Source organism: Rossellomorea oryzaecorticis (genome assembly GCF_038405515.1).
GTDB lineage: Bacteria > Bacillota > Bacilli > Bacillales > Bacillaceae_B > Rossellomorea > Rossellomorea oryzaecorticis_A.
The window spans coordinates 39,396-54,050 of sequence record NZ_JBBYAF010000003.1 but is presented as its reverse complement, the minus strand read 5'-3'; the positions used below and the strand labels follow the sequence as shown (position 1 = coordinate 54,050).

The window sequence follows — 14,655 nt, the reverse complement described above, 5'->3', positions numbered from 1 at the left end:
CAACTGCTTGGACTCTCACTCAATACCCGTAACCTTTAATTCAACTCCGTTCAAACCTCTTGAGGATTGTATATATCCTTCGAAAACAAGCTCGTCCCCTTCATGGATGTAAGGTACCTTTGTACCCTTAAATATCACTGCATCCAGTGACTGTTTACCATCAGTCATTGTAAGGAATTTGGTTCCACTATCAGCATCAAAATAAAACCTCTCAACTGATGCCTGGACTTTCACGTAATCACCTATTTGATTCTCATTAAATGATAGTTCTTCAATAATGGTAGATTCTGTATCTGTTGTGTGATCTCCACCAAGTACTTTTAGCAAGTCCGGATTGAAAAACCAAATAATAAGTGCAGCTAAAACAATACTTAGCAAAAATATTGGGACAGCTTTTGTCTTAGTTTTAGCTGTTGATGCTTCCACATTATTGATATTATAAAGTTGTATACTTTCCTTAACTTCTTCTAGCTCTTTATTAACTTGAGCAATCTTCTCATTTTGTTCAATAAAGTCAATATACTCATCGTCCACTTTTTTCGATGGTGAAATTTTTAAATTGCTCACAATTTCATGTAACTCCTGCTCACCTAATAAATGTCGGGGCCTAAACTTGGTCGCATTATTCATTATAAGATCTACGTGACCATATAAATCTTCAAGAAAATAGTGATACTTAAAATATTCTTTTCTCTCTTTTTCAGTCCATTTAATAAGTTGACTGTTAAATTTATATTCAAAATCTCTTCGTGTAAAACCAGCATGGACAACACAGTAACCTATTAATCTATATGGGTCTGAAACACTTAAACGTGGATGATTGGATAAGAGATAATTCTTTAAACCTTGGCCATGTGATTTTACTTGAGTGAATGGGTTAGAGTTCTTGTATTTTGTTATTAATCCACCATTGGAAAGAACCTTGTCTATATATTGCATTTTTAAATTCTTCACTTCCACAATTCTAAAACCATACTTAGGAGAGACAATTAAAAAATCCGGCTCTAACACTCCAATTTCTGGCTGCGCTATCACATAAGTATCACTCGGCAAACTTTTACTTAATAGATCCCCCACCTTAATTTCTGCTTCTAAACCTGCTTGATCTTGTGGACGCCGAGACTCGTGAAGGTTTTTAATTAATTCTTCTTTCCCTTTATAAATTGCCATTACTACACCCATTTTCATTAATCTATTTAACTAATTATACCATTTATTGTTTTCTAAATTACACAAGCACTTTAATAAAAAAGTCACTCCATCTCTATAAACTTAAAATTGATGGAGTGACTTTTATTCTATTTAATACATGATCACTAATTTCACAAGAAACTAACTTAATTCCTCTTCTGATTGGAACTTAAATGAATATCCATAGCTAATATCTGTTTCCCCTTTGTGCCTTCTCTTGGGAAAATACCTCAAAGCTGTACTATGATACTTTTTTTCAGCCTTTTCTACCAGTTCTTCATTACCTTCAACCACATTAGGATTAACGACAAGCGTCAATTCTTTATTAGGCAGTAGATAGACAATTTCTTTACTTTCAATGTTTTCATATTCTGTTGCCTTGGGTGTTTCGTTTGTTAGTATGAAGTTGTTTTCTTTGAATAAAGCGTGTATCTTTTCCATGAACTCTTCTCCTTAAGGTTTTTTGGTTGTTTGAGGAGAGAGGCCCAAACACACTCCCCCTCAAAGAATTAACAATTGTTTAATGTGATTAGAATTCCAAGATAACGTCGAGATCATGAATCGTATAATCGACTCTATCCAACCGTACCATCCCAATCTCAATATACTTCTCCGGGATAACATCCGGTACTTGCCACTTCGGCGGCGTGAATTCCTCTTGTACTTTCGGATACAGGAGTATACATCTTTCTGCACTCTTGTATGCAGTAACATAGGCATACATTTGATACAGATCCGCTTGATTATAAGTCAGCTGGGTACCGTTGAAGATGCTTTTCCATTTGGCATCAAGAACGAGAACGGGAGTGGGTCCGTCAGCTTCGTTTTTTGATATGACAAAATCCGGCTTAAGGGAGATGTTGCTTCTCCCTGAATGGACATTGATCAGCAGCCTTTTCTCTTTATGTTGCAGATCCAGCTTATAACTTGTCGGGGCTATGAGCCTTTTCAGGCATTCACCGACATATCCTTCAAACAGGTCATTCATTTTAAACAAAAAGGAAAAAGCATTCTGTTGATTGAAGCAGGTCGTCATGGATGTGGATTGCAGGATGGCTATGGCCAGCTGTAATACGTTTTCATAGTGCTGATTCTGCCGGTTGATTTGGATGTTTTCAAGCATGTTTTCATCTATATTTCGGTCTTCCACTTCATCAAATAGTTCATGAATCATCATGGACTGGGTTCTGATATTGTTCTGTTGAATGATTGGATGAATCACTTTCAAGGCCGCTTTTAACACTTGATTCAAAGTGACATTCGGTGACAACTCATCATATTCACAAAACGCATGGATCGAGTGATTGGCATTTTTGCGAAGATGTGGTGAAATCATCAATCTTCCCTTTAAGTGAGGGAGGTTTTCCTGCTTCTGTTCATATCCTCTGTATATGCCCCGCTTTAATGCTTTGTACAATTCGGTTACAAACAAATGGGCTAGGAGGTGTGAAAGGTCCACTTTTTCAAATTGACTTAGCGTGCGGTCATGCAGGTGCACCGGGAGCTGTCTCGTCATGTTCAGCATATTGAGAAGAACACGCCGGTTTACAGACTCGTCCTGATGATGCAGAGAGATCTTCGGCAGGATTTCGATCCTCACCGTTTTTAATTGGATGATGCCGACAAGGTTAATGAAACGCAGCTTCCTGATCCCGAGTTCCATGACATTCTCTCCGCCGTATTTCTCTTCCATGAAGCGAAGCAGGTTTTCCCATTCTTCAAGTGTCACTCCATTTGGCGAATATTCATCTACATAAAGCCAATCATATGCTTCTCTTAACGTCAGATTTTTCATGATTATTCATAGATTCCTTTGAGATCTTCCACCGTGATGTTTTCTTTGACGCGGTATTTGGGCGGGAAATCTACCGGTGTATAGGTGGATGCACGTTTAAATAATGCTTGGACATCGACTTGTTCCTGGTAGACGATGTAGGCATCACTTTCATTATTTCCGATTCCGCCAAGAACGAGGCCAATCTTCTCCCAGTCATCATAGAAGTACTCTTTAAGCAATGGGATGATTTTGTTCTGCATCGTCACAATCAGCTCCTCTACTGTGCTGACATTCATCAAGTAGGCATGGCCGATTGTATGGTCGCGGCTGTATAGCACCTCGATACGCTGGTTGATCCGGTGAAGCAGTGTCGGCAGGTCGATGTCATCAATCGGTTCGAGCAGTGACGGCTGAGGCCCGACTTCTTCAAAGCCAAATCTTCTGCGTAAAGCTGTATCCAACAGGGCAATCGATCGGTCGGCTGTGTTCATCGTTCCAATCAAATACAAGTTTGGCGGCAGGACGAATGTCTCACCTGAATATGGCAGCTTCACCCGAGTTTCATTCTCTGTGTTCAATCGTTTATCTTCTTCAAGCAACGTGATCAGTTCCCCGAAGACTTTCGAGATATTCGCCCGGTTGATTTCATCAATGATCATGACGAACCGGTCTGCCTGACGGAAGTCGAATCGCTCATTCGTTTCAAGCGCCTTCATCACCCTTTCTTTTCTTCCGTCATAATCCAACTGATTCAGGGGCTTCGGCAACCCTGCATGAAGGGCATCGATGACGATTTGTTTCAACACACCGTCTTTCGGGACGAATGCTTTTCCATCCGAGCGCAACCCTTCAATGAAATCTTCATAGGCATACGATTGGTGAAATGTCACAAAGCGGATCTGACCTTTTTGCTGGAACTGTTTGTACGTCTCTTTCACCTTCGTGCTGTCCAGTTCGTCTGCGGTTTTATTGTAAAGAATTTCAAGTGAACGGGTGGATACTTGATACGTTTTCCCTGTTCCGGGTGGCCCGAATAGAATCGTATTGAGATTGAAGGATAATTCATCATTTTCATAATCAGGTACCACCTTTTCAGGGGCAGGATCAATCTGCTTTTCCCCGCTTTGGATTGTGTGACGATCTGCAAAGATAAGATGCAGCCCATGCTGAGGCAGCTTGGACGTCTTCGTTTCATGAACCGGCTTCACCTGGTCGAGCATCCGTCTTTGGGGTAGTTTCGTTAACTTGCTGATCTCCAGCCAGATCGTTTCACCCTTTGAAACAGAAGCTTGAAGTTCGATTTTCTCCCCATTCAAAGGCACTTCATCTTCCCTAAAGTAAATCCGCTCAATATCCCCTATCCATTCGATTTCCTTTTTCGACTGGTCACAGATAAATAAGCTTGCTTGATCCATGTGCCTCAATGTCTTCAAATTAATGGCATCTGTCCGTACCCTGCCAAAGACGGAACCACCCTGTCCAAGTTTCGTTTCCAGTGAAGAAATGGAAACGGACGATTGGAATGAAAGTAATGAACAGTTCAAATTAAGCGATTTACTGCGGCTGGCAAATTGGAAAATCAGCTTATTCAACTTTTTGAACTCTGCCTGCTTAAGCGGCGTATTCAGTTCATTGAGGTCATTGACAATCAACTTGAGGATGACACCTGTATACACATAAAAGCGCAAATCATCTTTTTCTCCAACCTTATCAAAACTCCGATACGTCTCCAGAAGATCAATGTAAGCATCCCCAGATCTTTTTCCGAAAATAAGCTGGTTGATACTACGCTCGAATTTATAGGCCACCACATAATTACTTGGATCCTGGATATTTTTCACAATCGAATAAAGATGGACAAAATGGCCCCGCAGCTTTTCCGGCATGTCAAAATCATCCCGGATGGTGCGGTAATCACCTTCAGCCTTTATCTCATTAAATAACGCAACCATGTCCAGCTTGTTCGATTTGAAATTATTGATCATATTATTCGTCATCACAATCGTATCAATGGCTCCCGTGAAGGTATCAAGATCTCCAACATCTTCACCCGTGAACTTTTCATCTCCCCGGATTTTCTGGAACACCCTTATGAATGTTTCCTTTCGTTCATCATCCCAATTGGCATCCGACACCCTCTGTTCATACGACTTGTGCCAACGGTTAGTTTCTGTATATTGCGCATCAAAAACTTCTTTGTAGTTCGTCATAACCTGTTCTAACGTCAAACCTTTGTATGTATTGATGATCTGCTGAATTCTTTCCATTTCGTTTCCCCTGCTTTCGGTGAATTTTTATAGGTTAATGGATTTTTTCAACGGTTTCTGTATCGGTGCAATACTCCCAAATCTCAACATCCTTCGGAATGAGATGTTGATGAGTCTTCTTATAATACTCCGCTAACGTCATTCCCCTTCTATCACAATCCTTCAACACAAAGAATATTTTGCGGTAGCCTTCCGGTGCTGCCAGGAAATAGTACATCGCCTCATTCCAGACCGTCATCTTCGCACTCGGCACATTCCCTCCGCTCGTCCATTTGTGCGACTTACATTCGACTATCAAGTTTTCTCCTTCATGCATGCATCCCAAGTCAAAGACATGGTTCTTTTTGATATCTTCTATCCCACACGGAACACTTACGGATTTCTGCACATTATACCCCAGGTCTCGAAAATAGTTATATGCCATATCCTCGAATTCCCTTCCTGCGTGGGCATTGCTTTTGGAGTTTATTCTTTGGAAATTGGTCATGATTGACTCTCCCCCTTCTCCCTTAATTGATTCTCTCTCAGTTTATTGGATGACCCTATTAAAAAATACCTTAGGTGTTTGAAGATGAAACTTTTATTTCATAATTTCCCTCAAAATGGTGGTATTACTTTTTGAATAAAAAAACAAAAAAAGAACTTATCTACATTATCCCAGTAGGTAAGTAAATAAGTCCAAATCTAAATTATTCAGGTACATAGAATTTTTGTAACGGGAGTAAAGCTCTCTTATCATTTGGCATTTTTTCATACCACTGAACAACTAAACCAACAAGTTCTTCTAAATCAACTAATCTAGCAGAATTATGTTTTGCTACGGCTTCTGCATGGGAAGTAAAACCACCAGTTGACACAAATAAACTATTGGCATCAATGGGGTTCGCTCCTAACAACTGTTGAATTTCAGGTGCAGATGCTGAGTTCCTACGATGTTTCACTTGTACTTTTATAACAGGTTTCTCAAAACCGAATGCATCCTTATATGCTAGCACATCGACTCCCCCGTCGGGACCTTTAGGGCTTACTTTGACGTTATATTCCATTGCTTGCAAGAGCCCGCCAACGAGCTCTTGCATTTGCCAAGGGTCTAATTTATCCACTTTATCTTCAATCATTACTAATGCTTTACCAACCAGATCCTCAACTACTTCCTCTTCTTCCTCTCCATTCGGATCTTCAGGAACAGTATGAGGATTCTTTAATAATTTCCCTAACTCTTCTCCCCATTGATCAACACGAAAGACTGTTAGAACAGACCCTAAACTATTCTTAGCAGCTTGAGACAACGAATCTCTTTCTACAGTTGAATCCTCCCATTTCACTCGAAGTGTATTAGGATAATTAGGATTTCCTTCAGCTTTATCATAGAAATGAGGTTCAGTTACAGTCCCAATAATGTACTCTCTTTTTTCCTTAGAATAAGATATTACTTTATCTCCTTCTTTTACTTCTCTACTAAAACGCCAAACTTGATTAATCCAGCTATTTCTTGACTGAGGTCTCTCATCCCTATATACATTATCTGCCTTGGTTCTCATCTCTTCTTTCGATTGATAATCCTTTGGATCTCCTAATTGAGGCCAACCTATTGAAGCTATCCCCTTCTCCTTCCAAATAGGGATAAGTTCGTTATTATCTCCTGCTCGTATCATCCACCATTTTTCCATTAATACAACCCCTTTATTTAGTTAATTCATAATTACGTATCGGCGAACAGTCCTACTGCACCCAAAACCATCTCCACTTCCCCATTCTATCTCACCAGAACCTAGCAGTAATTTGTTTATATATAAGTATTATTATAGAATGTTTGTAACTAATCTAGACACACTATCTTAAGTAAATCACTGTGTTATATTGTTACATGCCTCGTTCATCATCAGCTTCCTCTTCTTCAACAAATGCAAATAAATCATTAGGCATTACATTCAACGCCTTGCATGCCTTTTCAATTAACTCACCTGGGTATCTCGTCATAGTACCGTGGTACATCTGCCTGCAAGATTCAAAACGGAAGTCCGCCATTCTAGAAAACTCTCTTATCGTAATGCGCCTGGAATCAAGTATCTCCTTTAGATTAGACTTCAGCATCTTAGATGTCCTCCTTTTGTTTTTATTTAGCTAACTACTACACTCTGATTAACACTCTATTCTCTGGGGATCCATGGCTATCTACTAATCAAGTATTGTCCTCTTCAAACCCCATAAACCAATACCCTGAAATGGTTCATGATACCTTCCTCGATTCAAAATAATGATTTTTATTATGTAATATTATGGTAACATAAAAGGAGTATTTTACTAGAAAAAGAATGAATCGAGGATAAGAAACATGGCGACACCAGCACAAAAGAATTTCAGAAAACAGATGAAGCAGTTGAATCAACAGCGGGATACTAGGTACGATGACATTTACCGTCCCGTCCGTAAAAGGAAAACGCCGCCTAAGTGGTCCTGGGGCACAATAGGTCTCGTCCTGATCGCCCTCTTCGCCAGCGGCCTGCCCATGAAACTCTACAACGAACTGACCATCAACCACGACCAGAAGATCAGAAGCTACCTGCAGGAGCGTGAACAATACTTCAGCTCAAGCGACCAAAGCTTCAAGCAGCTGATGACAAAAGTAAACGAAGCAAACGGAGACCTGAGTTCCCTCAAGATGCAGGTCAATGAGACAGACATCATGCTAAAACAAAACTACTTAAACCTCATGGACCTAAAGCCGCCAAGAGATTTTAAGGATCTTCACGCCAAAACAATGGAACTGTACGTGGTCAAGCAGGCAGCCGTCGACTATCTCGTTTCCTCAACTGAGACGAATACGTATCACCATGAAATCCTGTCGACCTACATAGAAGAAAGCAATTTGAAGTTGAGTCAGCTTCAGCCACTTTTGATCGAAGGACTTCAGAAAGCAAATTTACGGTATGAGATCAATCAGTACGGCTCGCTTACGTATTGGGTGAAGGATGATTATGCGGGGAGTTTGGAGTAAACAGAAAGGAACAAGAATAGGATAAACCAAACAGGTTTCCGTCTAATTAAAGATAAGAAAGGAGAAGTTTTATGGAGTTAAAAAGCATCGGGGTATTAATATCCTGTCTTTCCGTTCTAACCTTTTGCGTTGTAAAAGCAATTGAAGAAGCCTCAAGATATACTTCCGGTGGAACATTTAATTTCATGGGGTGGTACATCTATGCGTTGATTATCATCGTTTTCTTGACTGGTGTTTTTTTAGTAATTAAAAGGGATGATAGTGAAGAATAGGATTTTTATTTCTAGAACATTGGGGGGCAGGCCCCAATGTTCTAGAGGGGTAATTTAAAGATACTATAAAAAAGTGTCATATTTTCTGTTTTAGAGGGATATGACACTTTTTTGTGAGAGGAATCTCCTTTTGATGAAAAAACCGTATATTATTATTTAGTTAAAATAGGGTTCACCATAATTTAGCTACTAAAATAAGAGATTATCCCCACTTCACTCACCACTGACCATTTCTGCTATTTTTACAGTCTGCAGCTCTATTTGCACATTGTTTATTGACGTTATTGTATTCTTAGATCGTTGAGCTAACTCATTTGGTAGTTTTTGAATCTTCTTTATAGAAGCCTTTAAATCCTTCTCTAAACTTTCATTTGCCACAACTTCAGAACTGCCTTCAGTTTCCTTCCAAAACTGAATTACATCCAGCGTATTTTCGCCCATTTCCTGCATTGAACTAAGAAGGGATCTAGTTTTATTTACTGTAATTAAAACACTTGAAGATAGTTCTAGAACTTTATGAGCCTCTATAGTAGTATTCCTTAAGTCTTCAATCTGATAAATCAAGTTTGAGTTTACCTCTTGTTCAATTTGCATTAACGTCTCCATGCTTTTATCTTTTTGATATTTTTCATATAAAACATTTATCTTATGATGAGAATCACTCATTTCTTGTTGGATAACTGTTAAATCCTCCAAGCGAATTAATGTTCTATCAATTTCATCAAGTTGGAGCTGTGCTGAAGCTAACTTAGTCGTTATGTCACCTACAACGGGAAATTTCACAACAGTGTTGACTCCTTTAGCTACGGTAATGGCAGTGTCAAATTTGTTTGTTGCTTCCCTTATTGGAGCCAGATTGTTATTTAGCCACTTTACATTTTTAACCAATAAATTGATATCCTCATTGTATTTATCGAGATCGCTGATTATTTTCGGTAACTCTTTTTCTATTACTTTTAACGAATGATCTCTAGCTTCATTTATCTGGTTCTCCATATTATCTAAATTACTTATATCACTTGTGTTACCCACATTATTTTTAACAGCTATTCTACTGGCTGTATATCCTATTAAACCTGAAACTAACATGGATGAAGTAATTGTAATAGGAAACAAATATCTCTGAAATAACTTTTTCTGCTTATATACAGCCCTTTCCTTTTTCAGTTCCATAATATGCCTCTCCTCTGAACATGGGGTTAACAAATGCAGCGTTTAAGTAGTCTTCTTTGCTTCCTCATGTTAAATAGCTTTAACCTATCCATTTATATTCGGAATAATACTCGACTGAGACTATTTCATAATTACGTTATTAAACATAAAGATACACTTATGCTTACAACTTGTTGCTTTGGGTTCTTTTATGTAGTTATCCATCGGTTCTCTTATTGCCATTCTCAAAAGTTTGAACCTTGAGACACTACAAACCGATCTAAAAAAAGTTTGATTCACATGCAAAGTTCCGGTTCCAGAGTGGTTCAGGCTATATACAAATAGTTAGGACAATCTTGTTCGATAGCTGTTTGGCTTATCAAAAAAGATTGTCAAACACTTATTTCTACTATAGAGTATACCAGTAATTCTCCACAGATAATGATCGAACCCACCAACATTTCATACATTCTGGCTCCATTGTGTTGAGAAAGAAATTCTCGCATGTCTTCCGGAAAGCATCAATTTGGATTCTTCTTGTACCTCAATAAATCACGGGCTATATCCAACGTATAAAAGAGAAGACATTTGCATATGCATTGTAGAACCGGCACCTGAAAAGGTAACGGGTTCGGTTTAAGAGTACAAAACAGAAAATAACACACCAAATAGCAGTCCAATCAGCAATAGAATTGGGCTGCTATTTGGTGTTGATATAAAGGGATTTAATCCTAAAATAGATGTGAATTAGCATAGAAATTTACGCCCCTTTTAGTAAGATGACACCACTTTTTGTCAGCCGTTGAATTAGTATGTTAAAACGAGTGTTAATTCAATGTTAATTGTTGGTCTACAAAGGTTTTTTTAGTATTTATGTTAAAATTAAGGGAGAATACTATTCAACTAACGAAGCAGTTTAGATAAACTCAGCGGAAATGAGAGCAGACGTAGTTTAGTAAAACAATGACCTGGACGAGAAGGCTGTCAATTAGATTAAAGGATAAATAAGAAGGAATGAAATGGAGGTAGCTTGGATGTTTAAAAAACTATTTAGACTTTTTGAGATGGTGAGAAAAATAAAAAAATGGTTCAGAAGAAACGCAAATGTTTTATTTATCGCTTTATTCTTTATGTTTTTTTTAGGGATGATTATTTTAAGTAGATTCGTATAAAATACTTAACGGTAGATATCTGCTATGAGAATGCATAGTACGATTCTATTATGAAGAAATGAACGTAAACTAACGGGTCCGTTAGTGGAACAAGAAAACGCTCTGAGTTATTCATACTCTGAGCGTTTTTCTAAGCTAATTATGGTGTGTTTTACCTTGCTAAATTAAATTGATTGGTAAAACTAATGTTATTTTACGGTCTATATGTAATTTTGCACTTCAAAACCGCACCCGTTACTGAAAATGGTGGCAGTTTTCAAAAGAACCCATACCGTACCACACGGTATGGGTTTCTTATTAGTACGCCATATTATTTTGAAATGTGATTATTCTGATTAGTGAAAAATCGAAGGGATTTAACAATTTGCGGTAAAATGATTGGGGTCATTCAGAAACATATTATAGGGGTGTCTAAACAATGAAAAAGAAACTAAACGGATTACTCTTGCTTTTAACGACCATCTTTATCGTTGGTTGTGCCGATGTAGAAGATGCAGCTACTACAAATAAAGAAGCAGAGCCGAAAGTAGAAGCCACGGAGAATGCTGAAGGTGAAAAGGAAGAAGCTGCTCCGGAGGCTGTTGATGAGCCTGAAGTAGAAGAATCAGTCGCAAAAGAAACCTCAACCGAAACAAATGATGAAGGGTTTTCAGGTTTCGATCTCCTTGAAGTCGATGGTGGTGATTTGTCCGGGTATCGTCAACCAAATGTGGTCGTTGATATTGGTTTTGGGGACCGTGAGTATTGGGCATTCACGAATGTATACGGTCAGCTGGTGCGTGTCATTGCTGACGAAATTATAATACAAGATGACCGTACGGAACCGGTATCATCTTCTGGCAGATACTACTCTGATGAGGCAAAGGTTCCCGGTGTGGAAAGTGACATTTTAGATGAAGGACATATCATTGCTGACTCTCTCGGCGGGGTATCGAATGCTTATAATATCACTCCTCAAGAAAGCACGCTTAACCGGCACGGTGATCAAGCGTATATGGAAAAAAGTATCCGGGACGCAGGTGGTGCCACTGATTTTGAAGCCATTATCACTTATCCAAATACGGAGACGCAGATCCCTTCAAGTTATCAGTATACCTATACGCTAAGAGGGAACGTAATCGTTGATACATTCGACAATGTGAACCCTGATGAAGTAAACGAATCACTCGGTCTAACAGAAAGTGAGCCTTCCAGTTCAGAGAGCACCAACACAAACTCAACGAACTCAGACAAAGGCGGCGATCTCTCAAGCATCGATACGGACGGTAGTGGACTGGTGACAATCAAAGAAGCAAAAGCAGCTGGCTTCAGCATGCCAATCACAAGCGATCACTGGCTATACGCTCATATGCGGGATAATGATGGAGACGGGATGGTCGGAGAATAGAGTATCGATACGAAGTCATAACAAAAAGCTTGGGAGTCCCCAAGCTTTTTTCGTGGCCAAGATTGATTTCATTTTGATAAAGCCATGCAGGGAACTCAACAGTAATGTTGTGTCCATTCTTCAAGATAGATCAAAACTTTTACGAAGTTCAAGGTCTAATCCCATCCGTGTTAATACTTTAGCAGACTGGGGGTCACCGGTAAATTAACTTCCTCTTCAAAACCCATAAACCAATACCCCAACTCATCTTCCTTACAAAACGCATGGCGCTCCTCTTGCTTTCCACGCGGATTAAACCAGAAGGCACTCACTTTTTCCATTTCTGTTTCTACATCCCAATACCGATAAACTATTAACGCACTTGACTTCTGCTGACTATTTTTCTCAACAACAAGATTATTTAAATAATCTATTCTTTCCTCTGATTCTATGTATTGAATACCTATTACATGAGTAGGGACACAACCTTCTTCCGTTTTAGAAAACAACTTCTCTATTGTCTCAACATCCTTCCCCCATACACTCTCCCTCTCCAGGTGCAAATCTAAAGATACATACTCTTCTTCACTGATCCGTTTATCCCACTTCCACCAAGCAAGATCCATTGGACGGGACCGCCCCTTCACCCTATCCATTTTCCTATCCTCAATGAAAACCTCGAAACCAAGCATTTCTCCCAAATTGGCAAAATAGTCGATTTCCCTTTTTGTAAACATCGAACGATTATGATTAACAGACAAATTAAGTCTTCTATAATTTCTTACGTACCCTTCAAAGAACTGCATGAGATTGAAATGGTTCATGATAGATTCCTCAATTCAAAATAAAGATTTTTATTATGTAATATTATGGTAACATAAAAGGAGTATTTTACTAGAAAAAGAATGAATCGAGGATAATTATCATGGCAACACCAGCACAAAAGAATTTCAGGAAACAGATGAAACAGCTGAATCAGCATCGGGATACGAGGTACGATAGGTCTGACAGTTTGATAAAAAAATAAAGGAGTCCCCTACATGCAGAAGAAAATTGTCCTCGGCGACGTCATTTTTTATCTGATTTTCCCCATCGTCATATGGAATCTGGGCAGGGATTATATCGGAGATTACTATGCGATGCTTCTGTCCTCGGTACCGGGAATCATCTATAGTGTGATCCGGTTCATTCTGTTGAAGAAGGTGAATCTCTTAGGCCTCTTCATGATCGGTACCTTACTTGCCGGCACCTTAATCGATGTCCTATCCGGTTCTGCTCTGAATCTACTTTGGAACAAGGTCTATTATTCTTATTTTATGAGTTCACTTTTCGTGCTGACCATTCTTATCAATAGACCCATTGCTCTATTCTTTGCTTTGGACTTTGTTGAAATGCAAGGGTATGACCGGATGGCAATGAAAGACATCTTTTATCAAAAGAGGATCCTGAACCTTTTCAAACTCATCACATTTGGATTTGTTTTCAGGGATATCCTGCTGGCCTCGATCAAAGTGTGGCTCATTGTCACATACGGCGTTGAAGCCTTTGATAAAGGATTGATCCTGAGGCAGGTGTTAAATTGGACTCTCTCGGGTTTAACCATCTATGGATTCATTTACATATCAAAAATCTTGAATGAAGATAGAAGTCCTGGACGGCAAGCTGACTTGAAAGACTAATAAAACATGGTCATTCCCCCGGCACACTAACGCTTAAGTTAGCTGGAGGGATGACCACAAAATGCTTTTTTATCATATTTTCCAGAAATATATTCCATAAATTTACTGGTTCGTTTATACTATTAGAATATTCTGGAAAAAAGGAGGTGGACAGATGGTAAATTACCTTTCGTTTCGGCTGAGTTCAGTCATATTCACTCTGCTCATATTGTTGGGATTGCCTTATTGGGCTTTTTTGAAAACAGGACGTCCATTTATGGAATGGACGATGGTAATAGGTGTTTTAATAACTGCAGGAATTATCTATTGTCATGGGCCTGGGTACAGAGCGTTTGTTAATACCCAAAATCAAGTTTTGCGTTCCCCTGCCTTTTGGATGTCACTCATCTATACACTCGTCGTTTCTTGTCTTACGTATATCTATTACGGAAAATATTTCTGATTTTTTCTTTAAAACAGGGCAAGTCCCCCTGCAAACTAACACGTTAGCGCGCCGGGGGACTTGCCCTAAATCTTCGGATAAATGAAGAGGTTTCCGTTCATTTAATGAGATGAGAGGTGAAGTTTTATGGAAATGAAAAGTATAGGTATTTTAATATCCTGCCTTTCTGTTCTAACCTTTTGCGTTGTGAAGGCCATTGAAGAAGCATCTAGATATATCTCCCTTGGAGCATTTGAATTCATGGGGTGGTACATCTATGGATTGATTATCATCGTTTTCTTGACCGGGGTCTTTTTATTAGTAAAAAGGGATGAGAGTGAATTCTAGAATTTCTTATTT

At 39.0% G+C, this 14,655-nt stretch carries 14 protein-coding genes; 5 read left to right on the top strand and 9 right to left on the bottom strand.

Features of this window, described 5'->3' with window-relative positions; genetic code table 11:
• Positions 1 to 15 precede the first annotated feature (15 nt).
• From AAEO50_RS02305 to AAEO50_RS02275, 7 genes are all read right to left on the bottom strand, one after another.
• Entirely contained in the window at positions 16 to 1,182 is a 1,167-nt protein-coding gene (locus AAEO50_RS02305) for a nuclease-related domain-containing protein (RefSeq protein ID WP_341979988.1), read from the bottom strand.
• 150 nt (positions 1,183 to 1,332) lie between these two features.
• Complete coding sequence (locus AAEO50_RS02300) at positions 1,333 to 1,632, bottom strand: hypothetical protein (protein WP_341979986.1); 300 nt, start codon at positions 1,630 to 1,632, stop codon at positions 1,333 to 1,335.
• Between the two features lie 88 nt (positions 1,633 to 1,720).
• Positions 1,721 to 2,986: an McrC family protein gene (locus tag AAEO50_RS02295; RefSeq protein ID WP_341979984.1), complete on the bottom strand. Its 1,266-nt coding sequence runs from the start codon at positions 2,984 to 2,986 to the stop codon at positions 1,721 to 1,723.
• Between the two features lie 2 nt (positions 2,987 to 2,988).
• Entirely contained in the window at positions 2,989 to 5,235 is a 2,247-nt protein-coding gene (locus AAEO50_RS02290; RefSeq protein ID WP_341979982.1) for an McrB family protein, read from the bottom strand.
• A 34-nt stretch (positions 5,236 to 5,269) separates the two neighbouring features.
• A complete protein-coding gene (locus AAEO50_RS02285) occupies positions 5,270 to 5,722 on the bottom strand; it encodes a hypothetical protein (protein WP_341979980.1) in 453 nt (150 codons plus the stop codon).
• Positions 5,723 to 5,924: 202 nt separating this feature from the next.
• Complete coding sequence (locus AAEO50_RS02280) at positions 5,925 to 6,905, bottom strand: restriction endonuclease (protein ID WP_341979978.1); 981 nt, start codon at positions 6,903 to 6,905, stop codon at positions 5,925 to 5,927.
• A gap of 193 nt (positions 6,906 to 7,098) precedes the next feature.
• The gene (locus AAEO50_RS02275; RefSeq protein ID WP_341979976.1) at positions 7,099 to 7,329 is read right to left on the bottom strand and encodes a helix-turn-helix transcriptional regulator; all 231 of its coding nucleotides are present in this window, start codon (positions 7,327 to 7,329) and stop codon (positions 7,099 to 7,101) included.
• A gap of 241 nt (positions 7,330 to 7,570) precedes the next feature.
• Between AAEO50_RS02275 and AAEO50_RS02270 the strand changes: the two genes are divergently transcribed.
• Together AAEO50_RS02270 and AAEO50_RS02265 are read left to right on the top strand one after the other, a co-directional pair.
• Positions 7,571 to 8,233, top strand: coding sequence for a hypothetical protein (locus AAEO50_RS02270; protein WP_341979974.1), 663 nt, complete (start codon positions 7,571 to 7,573; stop codon positions 8,231 to 8,233).
• A 71-nt stretch (positions 8,234 to 8,304) separates the two neighbouring features.
• Positions 8,305 to 8,505, top strand: coding sequence for a hypothetical protein (locus AAEO50_RS02265; protein WP_341979972.1), 201 nt, complete (start codon positions 8,305 to 8,307; stop codon positions 8,503 to 8,505).
• Positions 8,506 to 8,718: 213 nt separating this feature from the next.
• On the opposite strand, the gene AAEO50_RS02260 is transcribed toward AAEO50_RS02265, so the two are convergent.
• On the bottom strand, positions 8,719 to 9,678 hold the full coding sequence (locus AAEO50_RS02260) for a hypothetical protein (RefSeq protein ID WP_341979971.1): 960 nt from the start codon (positions 9,676 to 9,678) through the stop codon (positions 8,719 to 8,721).
• Between the two features lie 1,569 nt (positions 9,679 to 11,247).
• On the opposite strand from AAEO50_RS02260, the gene AAEO50_RS02255 reads away from it, so the two are divergent.
• Entirely contained in the window at positions 11,248 to 12,216 is a 969-nt protein-coding gene (locus AAEO50_RS02255; protein ID WP_341979969.1) for a DNA/RNA non-specific endonuclease, read from the top strand.
• Between the two features lie 170 nt (positions 12,217 to 12,386).
• Here AAEO50_RS02255 and AAEO50_RS02250 read toward each other — a convergent pair whose 3' ends face one another.
• Positions 12,387 to 13,019 carry a hypothetical protein gene (locus AAEO50_RS02250; RefSeq protein ID WP_341979967.1) on the bottom strand — a complete coding sequence of 211 codons (633 nt, stop codon included), beginning with the start codon at positions 13,017 to 13,019 and terminating at the stop codon, positions 12,387 to 12,389.
• A 216-nt stretch (positions 13,020 to 13,235) separates the two neighbouring features.
• Between AAEO50_RS02250 and AAEO50_RS02245 the strand changes: the two genes are divergently transcribed.
• Both AAEO50_RS02245 and AAEO50_RS02240 read left to right on the top strand, forming a co-directional pair.
• The gene (locus tag AAEO50_RS02245; RefSeq protein ID WP_341979964.1) at positions 13,236 to 13,874 is read left to right on the top strand and encodes a VC0807 family protein; all 639 of its coding nucleotides are present in this window, start codon (positions 13,236 to 13,238) and stop codon (positions 13,872 to 13,874) included.
• Between the two features lie 568 nt (positions 13,875 to 14,442).
• On the top strand, positions 14,443 to 14,643 hold the full coding sequence (locus AAEO50_RS02240; protein ID WP_341979962.1) for a hypothetical protein: 201 nt from the start codon (positions 14,443 to 14,445) through the stop codon (positions 14,641 to 14,643).
• Positions 14,644 to 14,655: the final 12 nt, after the last annotated feature.